15 protein-coding genes are annotated in these 17,301 nt (G+C 44.5%); 6 read left to right on the forward strand and 9 right to left on the reverse strand.

Annotated features, from left to right (window positions below; translation table 11 throughout):
- Positions 1 to 275: 275 nt before the first annotated feature.
- A complete protein-coding gene (locus NX845_RS17940; protein ID WP_260257057.1) occupies positions 276 to 2,018 on the forward strand; it encodes a diguanylate cyclase domain-containing protein in 1,743 nt (580 codons plus the stop codon).
- A gap of 132 nt (positions 2,019 to 2,150) precedes the next feature.
- Positions 2,151 to 2,873 (forward strand): tRNA (adenine(22)-N(1))-methyltransferase TrmK, encoded by a 723-nt coding sequence (locus NX845_RS17945; protein WP_260257058.1) that lies wholly within the window; start codon positions 2,151 to 2,153, stop codon positions 2,871 to 2,873.
- Positions 2,874 to 3,024: 151 nt separating this feature from the next.
- Here NX845_RS17945 and NX845_RS17950 read toward each other — a convergent pair whose 3' ends face one another.
- A complete protein-coding gene (locus NX845_RS17950; RefSeq protein ID WP_260257034.1) occupies positions 3,025 to 3,969 on the reverse strand; it encodes an acyltransferase in 945 nt (314 codons plus the stop codon).
- Positions 3,970 to 4,312: 343 nt separating this feature from the next.
- Here NX845_RS17950 and NX845_RS17955 point away from each other — a divergent pair, with 343 nt between their 5' ends.
- The 3 genes from NX845_RS17955 (at position 4,313) to NX845_RS17965 (ending at position 6,731) form a co-directional block, all read left to right on the forward strand.
- A complete protein-coding gene (locus NX845_RS17955; protein WP_260257035.1) occupies positions 4,313 to 5,116 on the forward strand; it encodes a ferredoxin--NADP reductase in 804 nt (267 codons plus the stop codon).
- Positions 5,117 to 5,182: 66 nt separating this feature from the next.
- Positions 5,183 to 5,515 (forward strand): DUF1971 domain-containing protein, encoded by a 333-nt coding sequence (locus NX845_RS17960; protein WP_260257036.1) that lies wholly within the window; start codon positions 5,183 to 5,185, stop codon positions 5,513 to 5,515.
- A 223-nt stretch (positions 5,516 to 5,738) separates the two neighbouring features.
- Positions 5,739 to 6,731 carry a 2-hydroxyacid dehydrogenase gene (locus NX845_RS17965; protein ID WP_017081793.1) on the forward strand — a complete coding sequence of 331 codons (993 nt, stop codon included), beginning with the start codon at positions 5,739 to 5,741 and terminating at the stop codon, positions 6,729 to 6,731.
- A gap of 120 nt (positions 6,732 to 6,851) precedes the next feature.
- Here the strand turns inward: NX845_RS17965 and NX845_RS17970 are convergent, their stop codons facing one another.
- The 8 genes from NX845_RS17970 to ltnD all read right to left on the reverse strand — a co-directional run bounded on the left by NX845_RS17970 (position 6,852) and on the right by ltnD (position 16,117).
- On the reverse strand, positions 6,852 to 7,724 hold the full coding sequence (locus NX845_RS17970) for a patatin family protein (RefSeq protein WP_076649263.1): 873 nt from the start codon (positions 7,722 to 7,724) through the stop codon (positions 6,852 to 6,854).
- A gap of 217 nt (positions 7,725 to 7,941) precedes the next feature.
- Entirely contained in the window at positions 7,942 to 9,393 is a 1,452-nt protein-coding gene (locus NX845_RS17975) for a catalase (RefSeq protein ID WP_102492340.1), read from the reverse strand.
- Positions 9,394 to 9,593: 200 nt separating this feature from the next.
- Entirely contained in the window at positions 9,594 to 10,760 is a 1,167-nt protein-coding gene (locus NX845_RS17980) for a glycerate kinase (protein WP_260257037.1), read from the reverse strand.
- Between the two features lie 113 nt (positions 10,761 to 10,873).
- Complete coding sequence (locus NX845_RS17985; protein WP_054545884.1) at positions 10,874 to 12,328, reverse strand: GntP family permease; 1,455 nt, start codon at positions 12,326 to 12,328, stop codon at positions 10,874 to 10,876.
- A gap of 162 nt (positions 12,329 to 12,490) precedes the next feature.
- Positions 12,491 to 13,267 carry a 2-oxo-tetronate isomerase gene (otnI, locus tag NX845_RS17990; protein ID WP_065682626.1) on the reverse strand — a complete coding sequence of 259 codons (777 nt, stop codon included), beginning with the start codon at positions 13,265 to 13,267 and terminating at the stop codon, positions 12,491 to 12,493.
- Positions 13,267 to 13,932, reverse strand: a complete 666-nt coding sequence (locus tag NX845_RS17995; protein ID WP_370736682.1) for an aldolase — start codon at positions 13,930 to 13,932, stop codon at positions 13,267 to 13,269. Before NX845_RS17995 ends, otnI begins: the two co-directional genes overlap by 1 nt.
- 11 nt (positions 13,933 to 13,943) lie before the next feature.
- On the reverse strand, positions 13,944 to 15,200 hold the full coding sequence (otnK, locus tag NX845_RS18000) for a 3-oxo-tetronate kinase (protein WP_065682625.1): 1,257 nt from the start codon (positions 15,198 to 15,200) through the stop codon (positions 13,944 to 13,946).
- Positions 15,201 to 15,202: 2 nt separating this feature from the next.
- Positions 15,203 to 16,117 (reverse strand): L-threonate dehydrogenase, encoded by a 915-nt coding sequence (ltnD, locus tag NX845_RS18005; RefSeq protein ID WP_065682624.1) that lies wholly within the window; start codon positions 16,115 to 16,117, stop codon positions 15,203 to 15,205.
- Between the two features lie 280 nt (positions 16,118 to 16,397).
- Between ltnD and NX845_RS18010 the strand changes: the two genes are divergently transcribed.
- Positions 16,398 to 17,162 (forward strand): DeoR/GlpR family DNA-binding transcription regulator, encoded by a 765-nt coding sequence (locus NX845_RS18010; protein ID WP_004732187.1) that lies wholly within the window; start codon positions 16,398 to 16,400, stop codon positions 17,160 to 17,162.
- Positions 17,163 to 17,301 lie beyond the last annotated feature (139 nt).

Here is a 17,301-nt window from a genome sequence, read left to right on the forward strand (position 1 = left end):
CCTGACTCCGATAGAATATCGAACTCAGGCCTTGAAAGCCGCTTAACAGAAATGTCCAACTTTACGGGGTCACTTCACGTGAGCAGGCTTTTTTGTTAGCCGAATATCACAGAAATCATTCATTTATATGGAATCATTTGCATTGATGTGATTACGAAAACTGTTTAGTATGGCCGTACTATAAAAATGAATCTATAACGTCTTTGGATATCATGGCTTTACCTAAAACATTAATTCGGCTTTTTAAACCATACATCATTTTATTAACTGGAGGGATGCTCTATCTTGCTGTGGCTCAGCTTGAAAAAGTAGAAACAGCAGCAACCGAACAATCATCATCAAATATTCGAATCGCAAGCTCCACGATTCGTTCCAACATCGAAGCCACATTTGGCAAGCTCTATTTTCTAGAAACCAGTCTAGGCTTACCTAAAACGGCTCCAATCGGTGATCGAAAATTCAGAGAACTGAGTGATAACATTCTAAAAAGAACACCTAACTTCTCCGATATCGTTCGATACCAACCTCAAACCCAACAATATATATCAAGTCGTGGCTTACCTCTTTCCAATGAACAAGTTGGCTCCATCAAATGGAATCCAATAGACAGTGTTGTTGACAATTTTTATATCTCTTCTATTTATCAAAAGCCCGATGGTCGTTGGGTATTCGCGGTAAAACATACAGCGGAAAGATTGAACGAAGAGATATGGATTGAGTTTGATCTATTGCACACAACCCAAGGATTAAGAGACTTAAAAACGCTTAATCACGGCTATGTGTTTGTGGTTGATCGAGCAACAGAACGACTTGTCTTTCACCCTAATCCAAAACGTATCGGCTCTAAATCGATCAGCTACCACGCTGGAATAAGCCACCAACTCTCGCAAGGCGAAACCGTCGGTAAACACGAATACTACTATCAAGATAACTTCAAAATATCGGTATTCGATGCTGACAACAGCTTGAACTGGGTGTTCATCGCAGGTACCGATCGTCACGATATCCTAACCAGCTCATATCAATTCACATTAACTGGTGTCGTACTTGGTTCTCTGATTCTGTTGTGGGTTGGGGCAAACTATTTGTCTTATCGCTTGAACGTATCTTTATCTCAACTGAATAAGGTCGATGACCTCGTAAGCTTTAAGCGAGAGTTGAAATCCATACTGGCTAGCTTTACCTACCAAAAAGGGATTCAATTCTGTCTCTATCAGCCTGAAAACCACGCATTCAGTACCATCGACTATCACGGAAACAAATCAACGGTACATTGTGACAAGGCCCTTGCAGAACGATTTACACCAGACACCATGGCTTATCGAAGTGGTAAGTACGCCGATCCTCTGGCATGTAAACTCAAAATACACCAACGTCACTACTGCATTCCTTTGCACTCTCGCAAACAGTTGGTCGCAGTACTTTATGTGAACGCGAACTTACCGATCAGCCAGAGTATTCTGCGTATGATCAGAGATTACACCGAGGTCTCGCTGTCTAACTTACTGCTCCACCATCAATTGAGCAGTAAAGACCTGATGACTCAGTTGGACAACAAAAGCAGTTTCAATATCGCATTGGAAAACTACGCCGACGAGCCAGATACCTATGTTGCTCTGCTCGACATCGATAACTTTGACCACGTTAATCGCGCCTATGGTGAGGCGGTCGGTGACAAGATGATCAAGCTGACTGCAGAAGCGATACGCTCATACTTCCCTAAACCTAAAGGGCTTTGTCTAGCACGTATTGGAGGCAAGGAGTTCGCTGTATTGTTCAAAGCAAATGATGTGAAGGATGCCAAATTCCAGCTGGACCAATGTCGAATTGGAGTTAGTGAGCAAGCCGTTGCCACGCCAGATATCACGTTATCATTAGGTGTCAGCGTCGGATTCTCGCAAATAGTAGGTGAAACGGATTCGGCTTTAGCGCTTGCGGAACAGGCGAAACTCATCGCTCAACAGCTCGGAAAGAACCGAGTGGAAGGCCATATTAGAGCCGTCGCGCAAGCTTCATAATCCGCCGCAGATTCACGTGTACACATAAAGCACCTAGAATTTAACCTCTAGGTGCTTTTGTTTTTGTATAAAGTCATTACAATGCGCCTTCGATACGACAACGCCCTATCACTTTCTAACGACACGAATCTTATGAAGCTCAGCAACCGACTGCAAACTCTCCACTCTCTTGTCAGCAATGACTACCAACACATTTGGGATTGTTGCTGTGATCACGGCTTTTTGGGTGTTCAACTGTTGTCGGATAATAAAGCGCCTCAGATTCACTTTGTCGATATTGTTCCGTCTCTGATGAATGAACTGGAAGACAAGCTAACTCGTTACTTTCCCCAAGATAATTCAGACCAACAAACGGTTACCAGCCAATGGCAAGTTTACTGCATGGATGTCGCCGCTATTCCACTCCAGAAACATACTGGTAAACACCTGGTTATTATTGCGGGCGTCGGTGGCGATCTCACTCAGAAGCTCGTCGATGATATTCATCATCAACATCCAGACAAAGATATCGATTTTTTGCTTTGCCCAGTCCATCAGCAGTTCGAGCTAAGAAGCCATTTAAAAGCGCTCAAGTTCGGTCTTATTGATGAAGTGCTGATCGAAGAAAACCGTCGTTATTACGAAATTTTATTGGTCAGCAATAACCAAGGCGAAGCTGAAAAGAACCAAGCTGTTAGTGATATATCAAACGTGGGTGACAAGATCTGGGCGCCGAGTTGCGAACAGCAGTTACAGATATCTCAGCAATACAAAGCCAAAACATTGCAGCACTACTTACGCATCCATCAAGGACAAGAGAAGCAAGGCAAACCGAGCCAAGTGAAGCACATCATCAATGCTTACCAAGCGATTTAACTTTGCACTCTCTTTGAGTATCTTCACTTTAAAAAGTTAAGAACATAGTAAGCACTAACTTCACTGTTCAAGCCGATGAAACCGATTCAATAAAAAAGCCGACAGTTCAATGAACTATCGGCTTTTTTGATGCTATTTGTTTGGTTTGATCTTACTGCTCTTGCTTCTTATCAACTGTATCAACTGTATCAACTGTATCAACTGTATCAACTGTATCAAGAGCATAAACCGTATCGAGATACTCGTCTTTCTCTTTCCACGTGTTATTCAACCAACTGTGGAAACGGCGCTTAAACGCTTTGTCTTCAAAGTAATTGCCGTTCACGTTCTCATCCATCGGATGCAATTTAATACGCACGACCACCTTTTTCATCTTACCTTTCAGCATGTCTTCAAACGGAGATATCTGATTCTCTGGATAAGCCAGAGTAACATCGACGATACCATCTAAGATTGGGCCCATCGCAGACAGAGCAAACGCCACACCGCCGGTTTTTGGTTTGAGTAGATGTCGATACGGTGTTTTCGCTGTCGCCAGCTTCTCGTGATTTGCACGTGTCCCTTCGACAAAGTTGACCAATGTTGTTGGTGCCCATTTGAACTTAGTGCATGCCTTGTTGATTGCGTCGAAGTCATCATTACGACGCTCAGGGTTACGAATCAAAAACTCACGCGAGTGACGTCTCATGAACGGCATATCCAAGCCCCAACAGGCCAATCCAACAAAGGGAACATACAACAGTTCGTGCTTGAGGAAGAACTTAGTCATCGGCATCTTGTCTTTCAAGATTGATGACAAGATCACGATATCCGCCCAGCTCAGGTGATTCGACATCATCAGGTACCACTGCTTGGTCGAGATATCTTCCCCTCCTTCGACTTGCCACTCGATATCGTTATTCACATTCAACATCCAAAGGTTAAGCGAAGCCCAACACCAAAATGTGAAGTTCGCTAAACGAGTACATGACTTTTGAACAATAGAGATTGGAAGAATCAGTTTGATGAGGCCAAAGAAGCTCACGGTAAACGCAGTCATTGCGGTATTGATAGTCACGAACAATACGTTCAAGACCATACGAAGATTATCAAGCATAAAACACGGCTATATTGAGATCGAAAGCCGACATTATACTCATCTGTAAAATATTCTCTTTAGTAATTGGTTGAATACCCTGGGGGTCAAACCACTGTATCAATTTTGGTCTGTGTCCATAGAGCAACTCATCGTTCTTAATCACAAGGAACCACATCAAAAAACAACAAAGATGTCATTTAGACACAGTAAATACGAAGTCTATTTGACATCATTTAAGTTCATTCTCACCGAATCGACAGTATTGATAAGCATTCTCATTAATGGCATGGTACATGCAACTCCAAAGTGTAAATAGTTGAGTATCCTTAATGAGATAACTTCTCTAAGTAAAGGTGATGATATGACAGATATTCCTCATGGTTTGGTAACTGGCAAAGTCTTACATAAAACACAATGGACAGATCAACTGTTCTCGCTGCAAGTCAGTGCTCCCGTCTCTCCCTATCAGGCGGGTCAGTTCACGAAACTTGGCTTGCTTAACAGTGAGGATGAGTTCGTAAGGCGAGCCTATTCGATGGTGAATGCGCCAGAGCACAAACAAGGTCACCAACACCTGGAGTTTTTGATTATTAAGGATCAGAACGGTCAGCTTTCACCTCAACTTCATGAGTTGAAGGTAGGCGATGACATCTTTGTTGGCAAAGACCCAAGCGGCTTTATGACCTTAGATGAGATCCCAGAGATCGCCGAGGATCTATGGATGCTTTCAACCGGGACGGCCGTTGGGCCTTTTATCTCGATGCTCGAAAGCATGCAGATACAGCAGCAAAACGGCTCAGATGTCGAAAAAGTAATGTCATTCAAAAACCTTGTACTGGTTCATGCCGTAAGAACAGAACAAGACCTGACTTATCGAGACCGTATCGCTCAACTCGTTAATCACTTCCAAGGGAAACTACAATATGTGCCAATTATTTCTAGAGAATCAGTCACCGGAACTTTGCGCGGACGAATCCCAAGCTTGTTACTTGGAGGCGACCTTGAGCAAACCACGTCTGTCGCTTTCAATCAAACCCGCAGTTTTTTCTACCTTTGTGGCAATCCGCAAATGGTTCGCGACACAAGTGAAGCACTAACCAGCTTAGGTTTCGAGAAGCACTTACGCCGAAAACCCGGCCAATTCAGCAGTGAAAACTACTGGTAATCACGGTCACCAATTCAATCAAAGCTAAAGCTTGTATTTAAAATACAGACAGATAAGAGGTTTTATATGAGTCATTTACGTATTCCGTCACACTGGAAAATTCAACGTTCAACGCCATTTTTCACCAAAGACAACATACCGACTGCGCTTCTCAATCATCACAATACCGCTGAGGGCGTATTCGGCCAGATTTGTGTAATGGAAGGCACGGTCACCTTCTACGGTTTTGCCGATGCCGACGCGACAGAACCAGAAAGTGTTATCACGATCCAAGCAGGGCAATTTGCCACAAGTCCACCTCAATATTGGCATCGAGTAGAGCTGAGTGACGACGCGCAATTCAACATTAACTTCTGGTCAGAAAAAGAGACCAAGAAGATGTTCAACACCCGAAAGTAAGATCCATTCAATATTGATGAACTTATAAGCAAGCTACTTCGTAGTGTGATTTCCGATGTTCAAAAAGTGATGATAGAAGATCAAATAACCATAGTAATTACAGTGACTAATGGTGATAGACAAGACAAAAAAACTCTAGCACACTGGACAAAGTTATTAGTTTTAATCCCGTTTCAGATAATGAATCAGTGGATTATTTATATTTTAGGTAAGAGAGGAAGCCATGCTCAACATTGCTTTTTTTAGCTCAAAATCATACGACGAAAAATCATTTGAACTTGCAAAAGGCGAACTCAACGCCGAGTTCCATTTTCACGATTTTCGACTCACTACAACAACAGCAAAAATGGCGCACGACAACGAAGTCGTTTGTGCGTTTGTAAACGATGACCTATCGCGAGATGTGCTAGAGATTCTAGCAAAAGGCGGCACTAAGCTGATTGCGATGCGCTGCGCGGGCTTTGATAAAGTCGACTTAGACGCAGCCAAAGAGTTTGGTCTGCAAGTGGTTCGCGTTCCTGCTTATTCTCCCGAGTCTGTAGCAGAACACACCGTCGGTATGATGATGTGTTTGAACCGCAAGTTGCACAAAGCATACCAACGTACTCGTGATGCGAACTTCTCTCTTGAGGGACTAGTTGGCTTCAACTTCCACGGTAAAACCGTTGGTGTAATTGGTTCAGGAAAGATTGGCTTAGCGACGATGCGTATTCTGAAAGGTTTAGGCATGAACATCTTGTGCTACGACCCGTACCCGAACCCATTGGCAAAAGAGCTGGGTGCTAAATACGTCGAACTCGACGAGCTTTACCAAGAATCTGACGTGATTTCTTTGCATTGCCCAATGAGTAAAGAGAACTACCACCTGTTGGATGCAACGGCATTTGGCAAAATGAAAGATGGCGTGATGATCGTCAACACCAGTCGTGGTGAACTGCTGGATTCAACTGCTGCAATTGAAGCACTCAAACAAAGCAAAATCGGCGCGCTTGGTCTTGATGTTTACGACAATGAGAAAGAGTTGTTCTTCCAAGACAAATCTAACGACGTGATTGTCGATGACGTATTCCGTCGCCTATCCGCTTGTCACAACGTATTGTTCACTGGTCACCAAGCCTTCTTGACTAAAGATGCTCTGTTCAACATCGCCAATACAACGCTCACCAGCGTCGATGCCTTCTTTACTGGCAACACCAGCGGCAACGAACTCGTTTAATAACAGATTGAGTTAATAGCTGGCTGAGTTAATAACAGACCAGATCTACAAACACAAAGCCACGCTATTCCTAAGTGAACAGCGTGGCTTTTTCGTTTATCCAGTATTCTAAAACCGTTCCTAGACGCAGAAATGACAATCCTCGGTATCCAAACCATAAATGCCTTTACGAATGGCCAGATGCTCTGCGCCAGCCTTCACACCCATTTGATAACCTGTATCCAAAACAGTTTGATCCATAGTGAGTCGCTTAACCGCAAACGCTTCTGGCGGCGCAATCACCTTGATGGTCGCATCTTTTGGAGGGTTACGAATGAACTCCAAAGACTGGTTATAGTTTTCAGCACGCACTGCCATCGATTCTGCAATGTTAGGGAATTTCTTTAATAGTTTTTTCAGCATCCATTGGTGCTTTTGAGGCTTCATTCGGTAACTCAAAGGATGAGAAAGAATCACGGTAATGTCTCGCGCACCACGTCGGTATGCTTCACGCACCGGAATTGAATCGGCTACGCCACCATCGGTATAACAACCACCAGAGAAGCACGGCGTTTCACGATAAGCGATAGGTAAAGCGGTTGTCGCTTCCACCACGTTAGAGAGGTTTTCTGGCTTGATATGGTAGTAGTCTGCACTGCCTGTATCGACGTTTGTTACAGCAGCAATGAGTGGGATACTTGAAAACAGCTCACCACAATCGAGTGGATAACGTTGGTTAGACTCATCCCACAACCACTTCACGTCCACCAAGTTACCGCCTTTAGCAAAGCGAGTTGGATTAAAGAAAGTTTTGTCGGTCGCCATCGTGGTGATCACATCATAACTGCGTTTTGGTGCATGAGATAAGTAACCAACCAGATTCGACACACCTGCAGATACGCCGATGGCAAAGTCATAAGGACGGAAATCGTCTTGCATAAAGGCGTCTAAAACTCCGGCAGCAAAAATGCCTCTCATTGCCCCACCTTCAACGATTAATGCGCTCTTATTCATCTCAAATTCTTCTACTTTATAAACTGATAGTCGTAGAATAATCCGATCGTTCTTACAAAGATAATGGGATAAATTTATCAATTCGATAGGTAAAAACTATCAAAGTGAATAGTTCAACTTTTCAATGATTTAGGGTTGCTTGATGATCAGCGAGATCAAAAAAGGCCATCGAGTGATTCACTCAACGGCCTTTCGATTAACGAATCAAGATGATTAATTACGACTTAAATTCGCTCACGTCGATTTCAAGCAGTTTACCAATGCCTTCACCGTATGCAGGGTCTGCTTTGTAACAGTGTCTTAGGTGACGCAATTGAATCTCTTTTGGTACGCCGCCTAGGTTACGAGCAGTGTTATCAAACAGAATCGCTTGCTTCTCTGGTGTCATTAGGCGGAACAAGTCACCCGGTTGCGAGAAGTAATCTTCATCTTCACGGTGATCCCAGTGCGCTGCAGCACCATCGAGGTTCAATGCTGGTTCAGCGAAATCTGGTTGCTCAGCCCATTGACCTTCGTTGTTTGGCTCATAACCCAATGTGCTACCAAAGTTACCATCAACACGCATCGCACCATCACGGTGGTAGCTGTGTACAGGGCAACGAGGTGCGTTCACTGGGATATGCTGATGGTTAACACCCAAACGGTAACGCTGCGCATCACCATAAGCAAACAAACGACCTTGCAGCATCTTGTCTGGTGAGAAGCTGATACCCGGAACCACGTTGGCAGGATTGAATGCCGACTGCTCAACTTCAGCGAAGAAGTTTTGTGGGTTACGGTTCAATTCAAACTCACCCACTTCAATTAATGGGTAATCCGCATGAGGCCAGATCTTAGTCAAATCGAACGGGTTATAAGACACTTTCGCTGCATCCGCTTCTGGCATCACTTGCACTTTCAACGTCCATTTAGGGAAGTCTTGGTTGTCGATACTGTCTAACAAGTCGCGTTGGTGGCTTTCGCGATCATTACCGATTAATTGTCCGGCTTCTGCATCAGACAGGTTTTTAATACCTTGCTGAGATTTGAAGTGGAATTTCACCCAGAAACGCTCGTTGTCTGCGTTAATAAAACTGAACGTGTGGCTACCAAAACCATGCATGTGACGGTAAGTCGCAGGGATACCACGGTCACTCATCACGATAGTGATTTGGTGTAGAGCTTCCGGCAAAGAAGTCCAGAAATCCCAGTTGTTCTTCGCGCTGCGCATATTGGTGCGAGGGTCACGCTTAACCGCGTGGTTTAAGTCTGGGAACTTAAGAGGATCACGAAGGAAGAATACTGGCGTGTTGTTACCCACCATATCCCAGTTGCCTTCTTCAGTATAAAACTTCAATGCAAAGCCGCGGATATCACGCTCAGCATCAGCGGCACCACGCTCACCCGCAACTGTTGTAAAACGTGCAAACAGGTCGGTCTGTTTACCTATTTCAGAAAACAGTTTTGCCTTGGTGTATTTGGTAATGTCGTGCGTAACAGTAAATGTGCCGTAAGCGCCTGAACCTTTCGCGTGCATACGACGCTCTGGAATGACTTCGCGGTCAAAATGCGCCATCTTTTCTAAAAACCAAACATCTTGAAGAAGTTGAGGACCGCGCTTACCCGCAGTTTGAACATTCTGGTTATGAGCAACAGGACAACCCGCAGCCGTAGTTAGTTTTTTACTCATGATCTATTCCTTAAGGTCCAAAGGTGCAGCAATAGTGAGTGCACCTTGATATTTATACTGGCTTCCTTTCAAAAGCCCCTAAAATACTATGGATATAGAATAGACCTCTAATGGCATAAAATATAATCGTTTGTATTTATCGTTATAATCTATAAAACCTATTAATCGGCCAACTTAGAAACCACGATGTGACACACTGATTAGCTCAGTATCTTTCTTCCTAGCTTGAGCGTCGCTGCTATATTTCTTGCCGTTCTGGTTAGATTCATTTCAGCCTCCTGCAGAACTTGGTCAAGTGACTGAGGAGAACGAACCGTCCCGAACAAGCTGCTCATTTCACCATATAAAGCTTCGACTTCAGTACCTAAAGATCCTGCAATTCCTATGGTGGGAATACCTTGTAAGCTCGCACGTTTAGCAATGCCATAAGGTGTTTTTCCCTGTAGCGTTTGGTTGTCCATTTGCCCTTCGCCAGTAATCACAAGGTCAGCACCTTTCAGTACTTCATCGGCTTGAAGAACATCAAGCACCATCTCAATCCCCGGTTTAATCTGCATATTAAATAGCAGACCAAGTCCCATCGGCGTGCCACCAGCCGCGCCATACCCCGTGCGGCTGTGAACGGGTTCATCACCAACACAACCTTGCTTTTCTGAGATTTGAGCAAAATTCGCTAGCGCCTTATCAAGCAGTAAGACTTGTTCAGGCGTCGCCCCTTTTTGTGGGCCGAATACGTGGCTAGCACCGTTGTCACCACACAGTGGATTATCAACATCGCACGCGACGATCAACTCGATACCAGCACAGCGCGAATCTAAGCTGGTAAGTTCTATTGATGCGAGTTCTGCAAGTGCAGCACCACCCCTACTCAGTTCTTGTCCTTTGCTGTCCAACAAGCTACCACCAAGCGCCTGAACAATACCCGTTCCACCATCATTGGTCGCACTGCCACCCAATCCAAGAATGATGGTTTGAGCACCCTGCTCTATCGCTTCCAAAATCAATTGCCCTGTGCCGAATGAAGAAGCAATCAACGGAACACGCTGCTCTGGTTTCAATAAATCCAAGCCCGATGCAGCAGCTATTTCAATCAATGCCGTTTTGTTCGGGTTGCGATCGGATGGTTCAAGCATCGCCCATTCAGCATTAACCAATGCGCCCAATGGCCCTTCCACTTGATGGATTCGCTTTTGTCCTGCTAAACCTTGTAGCAATACATCTACCGTACCTTCACCGCCATCGGCCAGAGGTAAGGTCACGTATTCAGCGTCAGGGAAGATTTCACGAAAGCCCTTTTCAATACACGCCGCCACCGATACAGCCGATAAAGATTCTTTAAACGAGTCTGGTGCAATAACAATTTTCATACTGAGAGATCCAAAAGAATATTAGGTTTGATGAGTGCCCGATCCAAAAATGCCCCTATTGAAGATCAGCAAGCTAATCACTTAATAGGGGCAGTATATAAAGGTAAGCAGTATTAGTTAGTAACGGCTGTCTTTACTTGTGATTTCTCTTTGCTTTTTAGCCATACAAATACAGCGCCTAGGACCGCAATTGGAATCAGTGGGTCGATCAACGTGCCGCCTTTACCAAAGACTAGGTTTAGAATCATTATGATACTTGCACCAATTGCCCATGCTACGGTTGAAGATACAGACCAGATTTTGATTTGGTCAGCAAGTTCAGTAATACCTAAGGTACGGTTGATAATATGGAAGTAAGAGTCGTTCAAATGAGAGAAGCCAACCGGGCCTACCGCACAAGCTAGTGCAACGAACACAGGGTCTAGACCTAACGTTTCAACTAGAGGCAGTGTCATCGTTGCTGCCACCATCATTGATGCCGTTGCTGAACCTTGGATTAAGCGAAGCATTGATGCGATGGCTAGCGGAACTAATAATGGAGGAATACCGCTGCTTGCAATCGCTTCTGCTACTTGAGGACCAGCACCTGATGCTTTAAGTACGGCCCCCATTGCGCCACCACAACCAGTCACTACAAGAATTAGCCCCGTAGTAGACAGAGCATCATCCATAGAGCTAACCATGTCTTTACGCTCAATATGGCGAGTAAGACCGTATAGCGCCATAAGAACACCAATACCAACTGCAACTACAGGATTACCAATTAAAGAGATCACAGTGTGCATTGCGCTGTCACCCTGACCAACAAGTGTGTTGATTAGGATAAAGGCGATTGGAAGAAGGATTGGACCAAATGATAAGAAGTTACTTGGCAGTTCTTTGTCATCCGTCTCTTTTACTTTTTCTAGGTTTGCCCAATCAGCTTGGTTAGTAATCCATGTTTCACCGTTTGGTACACGGTAGTATTCATTGCCCACGCGGCGAATGTAAATCATAGAAAGCAACATCATAGGGATAGATACCATCAAACCCCACATCATGTACTCACCTAGGTCAACGCCTAGAATACCCGCAACAGCAACTGGCCCCGGTGTTGGTGGAACAAGTGCGTGGGTGATCAGTAGGCCAAGTGCCAGTGTCACCCCTAAACCTACCGCTGACTTACCTGTATCACGTGAAATTGCGCGAACAAGCGAGTGTAAAATAATGTACGCAGAGTCACAGAATACTGGGATAGCGACAAGTACACCTGTGAAACCAAGTGCCAAGTCTTCACGACCTTTACCACATAGCTTTACAAACGTTTTTGCCATTCTTACAGCAGCGCCAGAACGCTCAAAACATGCGCCCATAATCACGCCAAACGCGATAATTAAACCAATACCACCAAGAACGCCACCAAAGCCCGCTTTGATTGCATTAATAAGTTCAGTGGGTGCCATCCCAGCAAACAGACCCATGATGATGCTTGCGATAATCATAGCAAGCGCCACTGGGATTCTTGTTTTTATGATCATGCCCATCATGGCTAAAATGCCAATTACAATGCCTATCAGTGCTCCGTCCATTGTGTATTCCTTTTTGTGTCTATTTTTGTTGTGTAGGGTTTGCAAACGAGAGACATAGGTGCGCCTCCCGCTGCACTTTGTTGTACAGCGACTTTTTGTTTTGGCCGCTTTATCTTATTTTTACGAGTTCAAATCTGCCTTAAAGGCTCGTGCTGGCTGCGTCTATAAATACGGTTTAACCCATTCCAAACCAGCTTCAGTTGTATTTTTGGGGTTGTATTCACAACCAATCCATCCTTGGTAACCTGAATCATCTAGAACATTAAATAAATGTGGATAATTCAGCTCGCCTTCCGATGGTTCGTGCCTTTCTGGTACAGAAGCGATTTGAATATGGCCGGTATAAGCAGCAACTTCGCGAATCAAAGTACTTAAGTCGCCATCCATGATTTGCGCGTGGTACAGGTCGAGTTGCAGTTTCACATTTGACCTATCGACCAGCTTAATAAGTTCGACAGCATCACGTTGGTGAGCCACGAAGTAATTAGGAACATCACGGCTATTCAGCGGTTCAATCATCAATTCAATGCCTTGCTCAGCAAACTTATCTGCGGCAAAACGAATATTCGAGATGAAGGTTTCAACGTGTTGTTGTCTCGTGAAGTTCGCATCATGTAGACCCGACATCGCATGGACTTTTTTGCAGTTCAGCGCTTTAGCGTACATAAGTGCGGTATCAACACTGGCTTTAAACTCATCTTCACGGCCAGGAATCGCTGCAAAGCCACGTTCGCCTGCGTCCCAATCGCCTGGAGGCATATTAAAAAGTGCTTGTTCAAAACCAAATTCCTGCATTTTTTCTGCAAGCTCTTCGACCTCAAATGCATAAGGGAATAGGTATTCAACTGCTTTGAAACCGGCTTTGTGTGCCTTATCAAAACGATCTAGAAATGGTACTTCTGTGAATAACATCGTTAAGTTTGCTGCGAACTTAGCCATTATTTGCCTCTCCCTTTTAAATCCATCACTTCTTCGTCCGTTAGATAACGGATATCATTTCCTTTCAATAAGAATGCTAATTTGGCGGTCTCTTCTAGCTCTTCAGCGTTATCAACGGCATCAACAAAGTCAGTGCCTGTTACTACTGGGCCGTGATTCGCCAACAAAAATGCTCGGTAGTCGCCCGCTCGCTTTGCCAATTCTTCAGCGATTTGTGGGTCACCGGGGCGTAGGTAAGGAATCACTGGTAACTCACCAATTCTCATCACGAAATACGGTGTGAAAGCCTTAATCGCGTTGTTACGATCTAGCCCTTCAAGGCAAGACAGTGCAGTTAGGTATGTAGAGTGCAGGTGCACAATCGCATTGCACTCTGCATTGTTTCTATAAATCGCTAAGTGGAACGCGGCTTCTTTTGATGGCTTCTTACCTGATATATGGTTGCCATCGATATCGACAACCGACAATTCCTCAGCTACAAGACGACCAAATGAAGAACCTGTTGGTGTTGCTAGAAAATGTCCATTTGGCAATTTGATAGATAGGTTACCTGCGCCACCTGTGGCGTAACCTCGTTCGAACATTGAACGAGCGAGCGTGACCATTTGTTCGCGCAACTGCTGTTCGCTCAAGAGTGGCTGTTCGTTCATTAAATCATTACTCATCGAATCACCACCTATAGAAAAAATGACTGTGCTTTAGCAAAGAAGTTTTCGTCACCAAAATTGCCTGACTTAAGAGCCAGAGAAAGCTTACCTTCAACCGATTTAACCCAAGGCACACCTGGTGCGATTTGAGGGCCAATATGAAAACCTTTCACAGCTAGGCTTTGCGTCACGACGCCTGATGTTTCACCACCAGCAACGATGAAGTTTTTCACGCCATGTTGTTGTAGTTTGATAGCGAGTTGACTAAAAAATTGTTCAACGGCATGGCTTGAAGCGTGTGCACCGTATTCTTCTTGAATAGCTTTAAGCTCAGCAGCGTCTGCCGTTGCATAAACCAAAGGAGCAAAATCTCCTTGGCTGTTGGTCATTACCCAATCGAACACTTCATTGGCGTATTGATCATTGGTTAAGCAAACCTTCACATCGATAGCAAAGTGAGGAGCAAGCTGCTTGTATACCGCAACTTGTTGGTTAGTCATCACAGAACAAGAACCAGAGAACACAACGGTTGGTCCTTTTACTGGGCTGCCTGCATGTTTTGCATCACTTTGGTCAGCTAGATGTTCTGTCCAATTTTTAGCGATACCCGCAGCTAAACCTGAACCACCAGTAATTAGCTTTAATGATTTAGCAGCCTGTCCTAACGTGACTAGGTGCTGCGCATTGAATGCGTCTACCACGGCGTAGCGACAGCCTTGAGCTTGGAGTTCGTTAAAACGAGAGGTGACTGCATCAGAGCCCTGTTCAATGGTTTGGAAGTTAACCAAGCCAGAAACACCCTCTGATTGTGCATCCATCATTCGAACCACACTTGAATCCGTCATTGGTGTAACAGGGTGATTACGCATACCTGAATCACTTAATAGCTCACCAAAAACAAACAAGTGGCCGTTGTAAACCGTGCGACCATTTACTGGCAATGCAGGGCAAACGATAGTGAAAGATTCTCCAAGCTCAGTCAAAAGCGCATCAGTTACAGGGCCAATATTGCCCTCAGCGGTACTGTCGAACGTTGAGCAGTATTTAAAGTAAAACTGTTGGCAACCTTGAGATTGAAGCCATTTAAGCGCAGTAACCGAATCCGTCACCGCTTCGTCAACTGGGCAAGAGCGAGATTTAAGGCTGATAACCACAGCATCTGCTGATGCGTCAAACTCTCCCGTTGGAATCCCATTCAGTTGAACAGTGCGCATACCGTTTTCAACCAAGAAACCTGCAATGTCTGTTGCACCAGTGAAGTCGTCCGCAATTACACCTAATAACATAATTACTTCTCCACCTTTGACGGGGTTACACCCGGCAGATCAATACCTTGGAATACTTTTATCACAGCGCTGTCGTCTTCTTGGCCAAAGCCAGCATTACTCGCACTCACGAACATATTCAGTGCTGCACTCGATAGTGGAAGTGGGAATTTCAGGTCTTGAGCGGTATCCGCGACTAAGTTCAAATCCTTAACAAAGATATCGACCATAGATTTTGGAGAGTAGTCACCATCAACAACGTGCTTCATGCGGTTCTCGAACATCCAAGAATTGCCCGCCGCATTGGTTACTACGTCGTACATCAGATCTAGAGGGATGTTTGCGCGTGCCGCTAATGCCATCGCTTCCGCGCCTGCAGCAATGTGAACACCTGCAAGTAACTGGTGAATAATCTTCACAGTCGCGCCAAGTCCAATCGCTTCGCCGATATTGTAAACCTTAGCAGCTGTTGCATTAAGAACAGGAGCAAGCGTGTCGAATGTGCCTTGAGCACCCGATGCCATGATCGTCATCTCACCAGCTTCCGCTTTCACCGCACCGCCAGATACCGGAGCATCAAGCATTACAAGCTTATGCTCAGCGAGCTGGGCTTCAATTTGTTTTGCATCTTCAGCAGAGATCGTTGCGGACACCATCACTGGAGTATTTGGCTTTAGTGCCGCAGCAAGGCCAGTCTTAAACAAAACTGTGTTCACTTGTTGTGCGTTCACAACCAACACCAATACCGAATCAAGTTGATCTGCAAACTCGACAGCATTCGTCGATACCGCTTTTGCACCAAACGAACCCAGTTCTTCTAGTGCTTGAGCATTTAGGTCAAAACCATAGACATCAAGGCCAGCACGTACACACGATTTCGCTGCGCCCATTCCCATTGAACCTAAACCGATCACTCCGACAGATTGAACTTCACTCATAATATCAATGCCTTCTTGGTAATTTCGTACATTTTAATTTTGTTAATTCTTGTTTATGTTTGTGATTATATGTGAAGCACCTACCGATGACTTAGTGATAAGTCACATTTTTAACAAAACTTAACACGCGAACTCAATTTAGCCCTTTAGAGGCAGCACAAATTCACGTAAAAGGCAGCTATCACACTTTAAAGTTCAAAAAGGGACATAAGTTCACAGATCTTCACAAACAAGGTAAAGGTTGTTAGGATGATGAAAAACAAGAACATAGAAGAAAACCATGATTCCAGCAGAGCGTCAGAGAACCATTTTGTCACTGTTATCACACCAAGAAGTGATTAGTATTTCTGAGTTAGTCGAACAGCTCGACGTGTCACACATGACCATTCGTCGAGACATAGTAAAGCTGGAAGCTTCTGGAAAAGTCGTTTCAGTATCTGGAGGGGTCCAATTAGCTCAAGCCTTGCATCGCGAGCTGTCTCATGATGCTAAAGTAGAACAGCAAGCAAACGAAAAGGTCCAAATTGGTAAGCTTGCTGCCCAACTTATCGAAAAAGATGCCACTGTCTATTTAGATGCTGGAACGACTTCATTGGAAATCGCCCATCAGTTAGCAACACGTGAAGATCTGTTAATCATCACCAATGACTTCTCAATCGCGGCTTATTTAATGAACCACTCACCATGCGAGATTTATCATACAGGTGGTAAAGTCGATCGAGAGAACCAATCGAGTATTGGGGGCAAAGTAGCTGAGTTCTTGGCAGGGATGAATATTGATATTGCGTTTATTTCTTCTTCTTCTTGGAGCTTAAAAGGCTTATCGACACCAAACGAAAATAAAGTATTAGTGAAAAAGGCGATTGTAAAATCAGCCCAAACCAATTACTTGATCTCGGATTCCACCAAATATGGTCGAGTAGCAAGCTTTCACGCACTTGATATGGAGTCACTTGATGGTGTCATTACCGATACCAATCTCCCAAGCAGCGTAATTGAAGAGTTAAATGACAAAGGTATTGAAGTAATTAACGCTCCGGCATAATAGTCATCAAATAATTGGATGTGCGAGCCTTTAATGGCTCGGCTATCTACCCAACCAGTTTTCTTTTTCTTCTGTAGAACACCTAAACGATCTGGTCCCCTCATAAACATACTGTGATTTCCGGTACCCAATCTCACCT

The sequence above is a fragment of the Vibrio sp. NC2 genome (genome assembly GCF_025195005.1).
Classification (GTDB): Bacteria; Pseudomonadota; Gammaproteobacteria; order Enterobacterales; family Vibrionaceae; genus Vibrio; species Vibrio splendidus.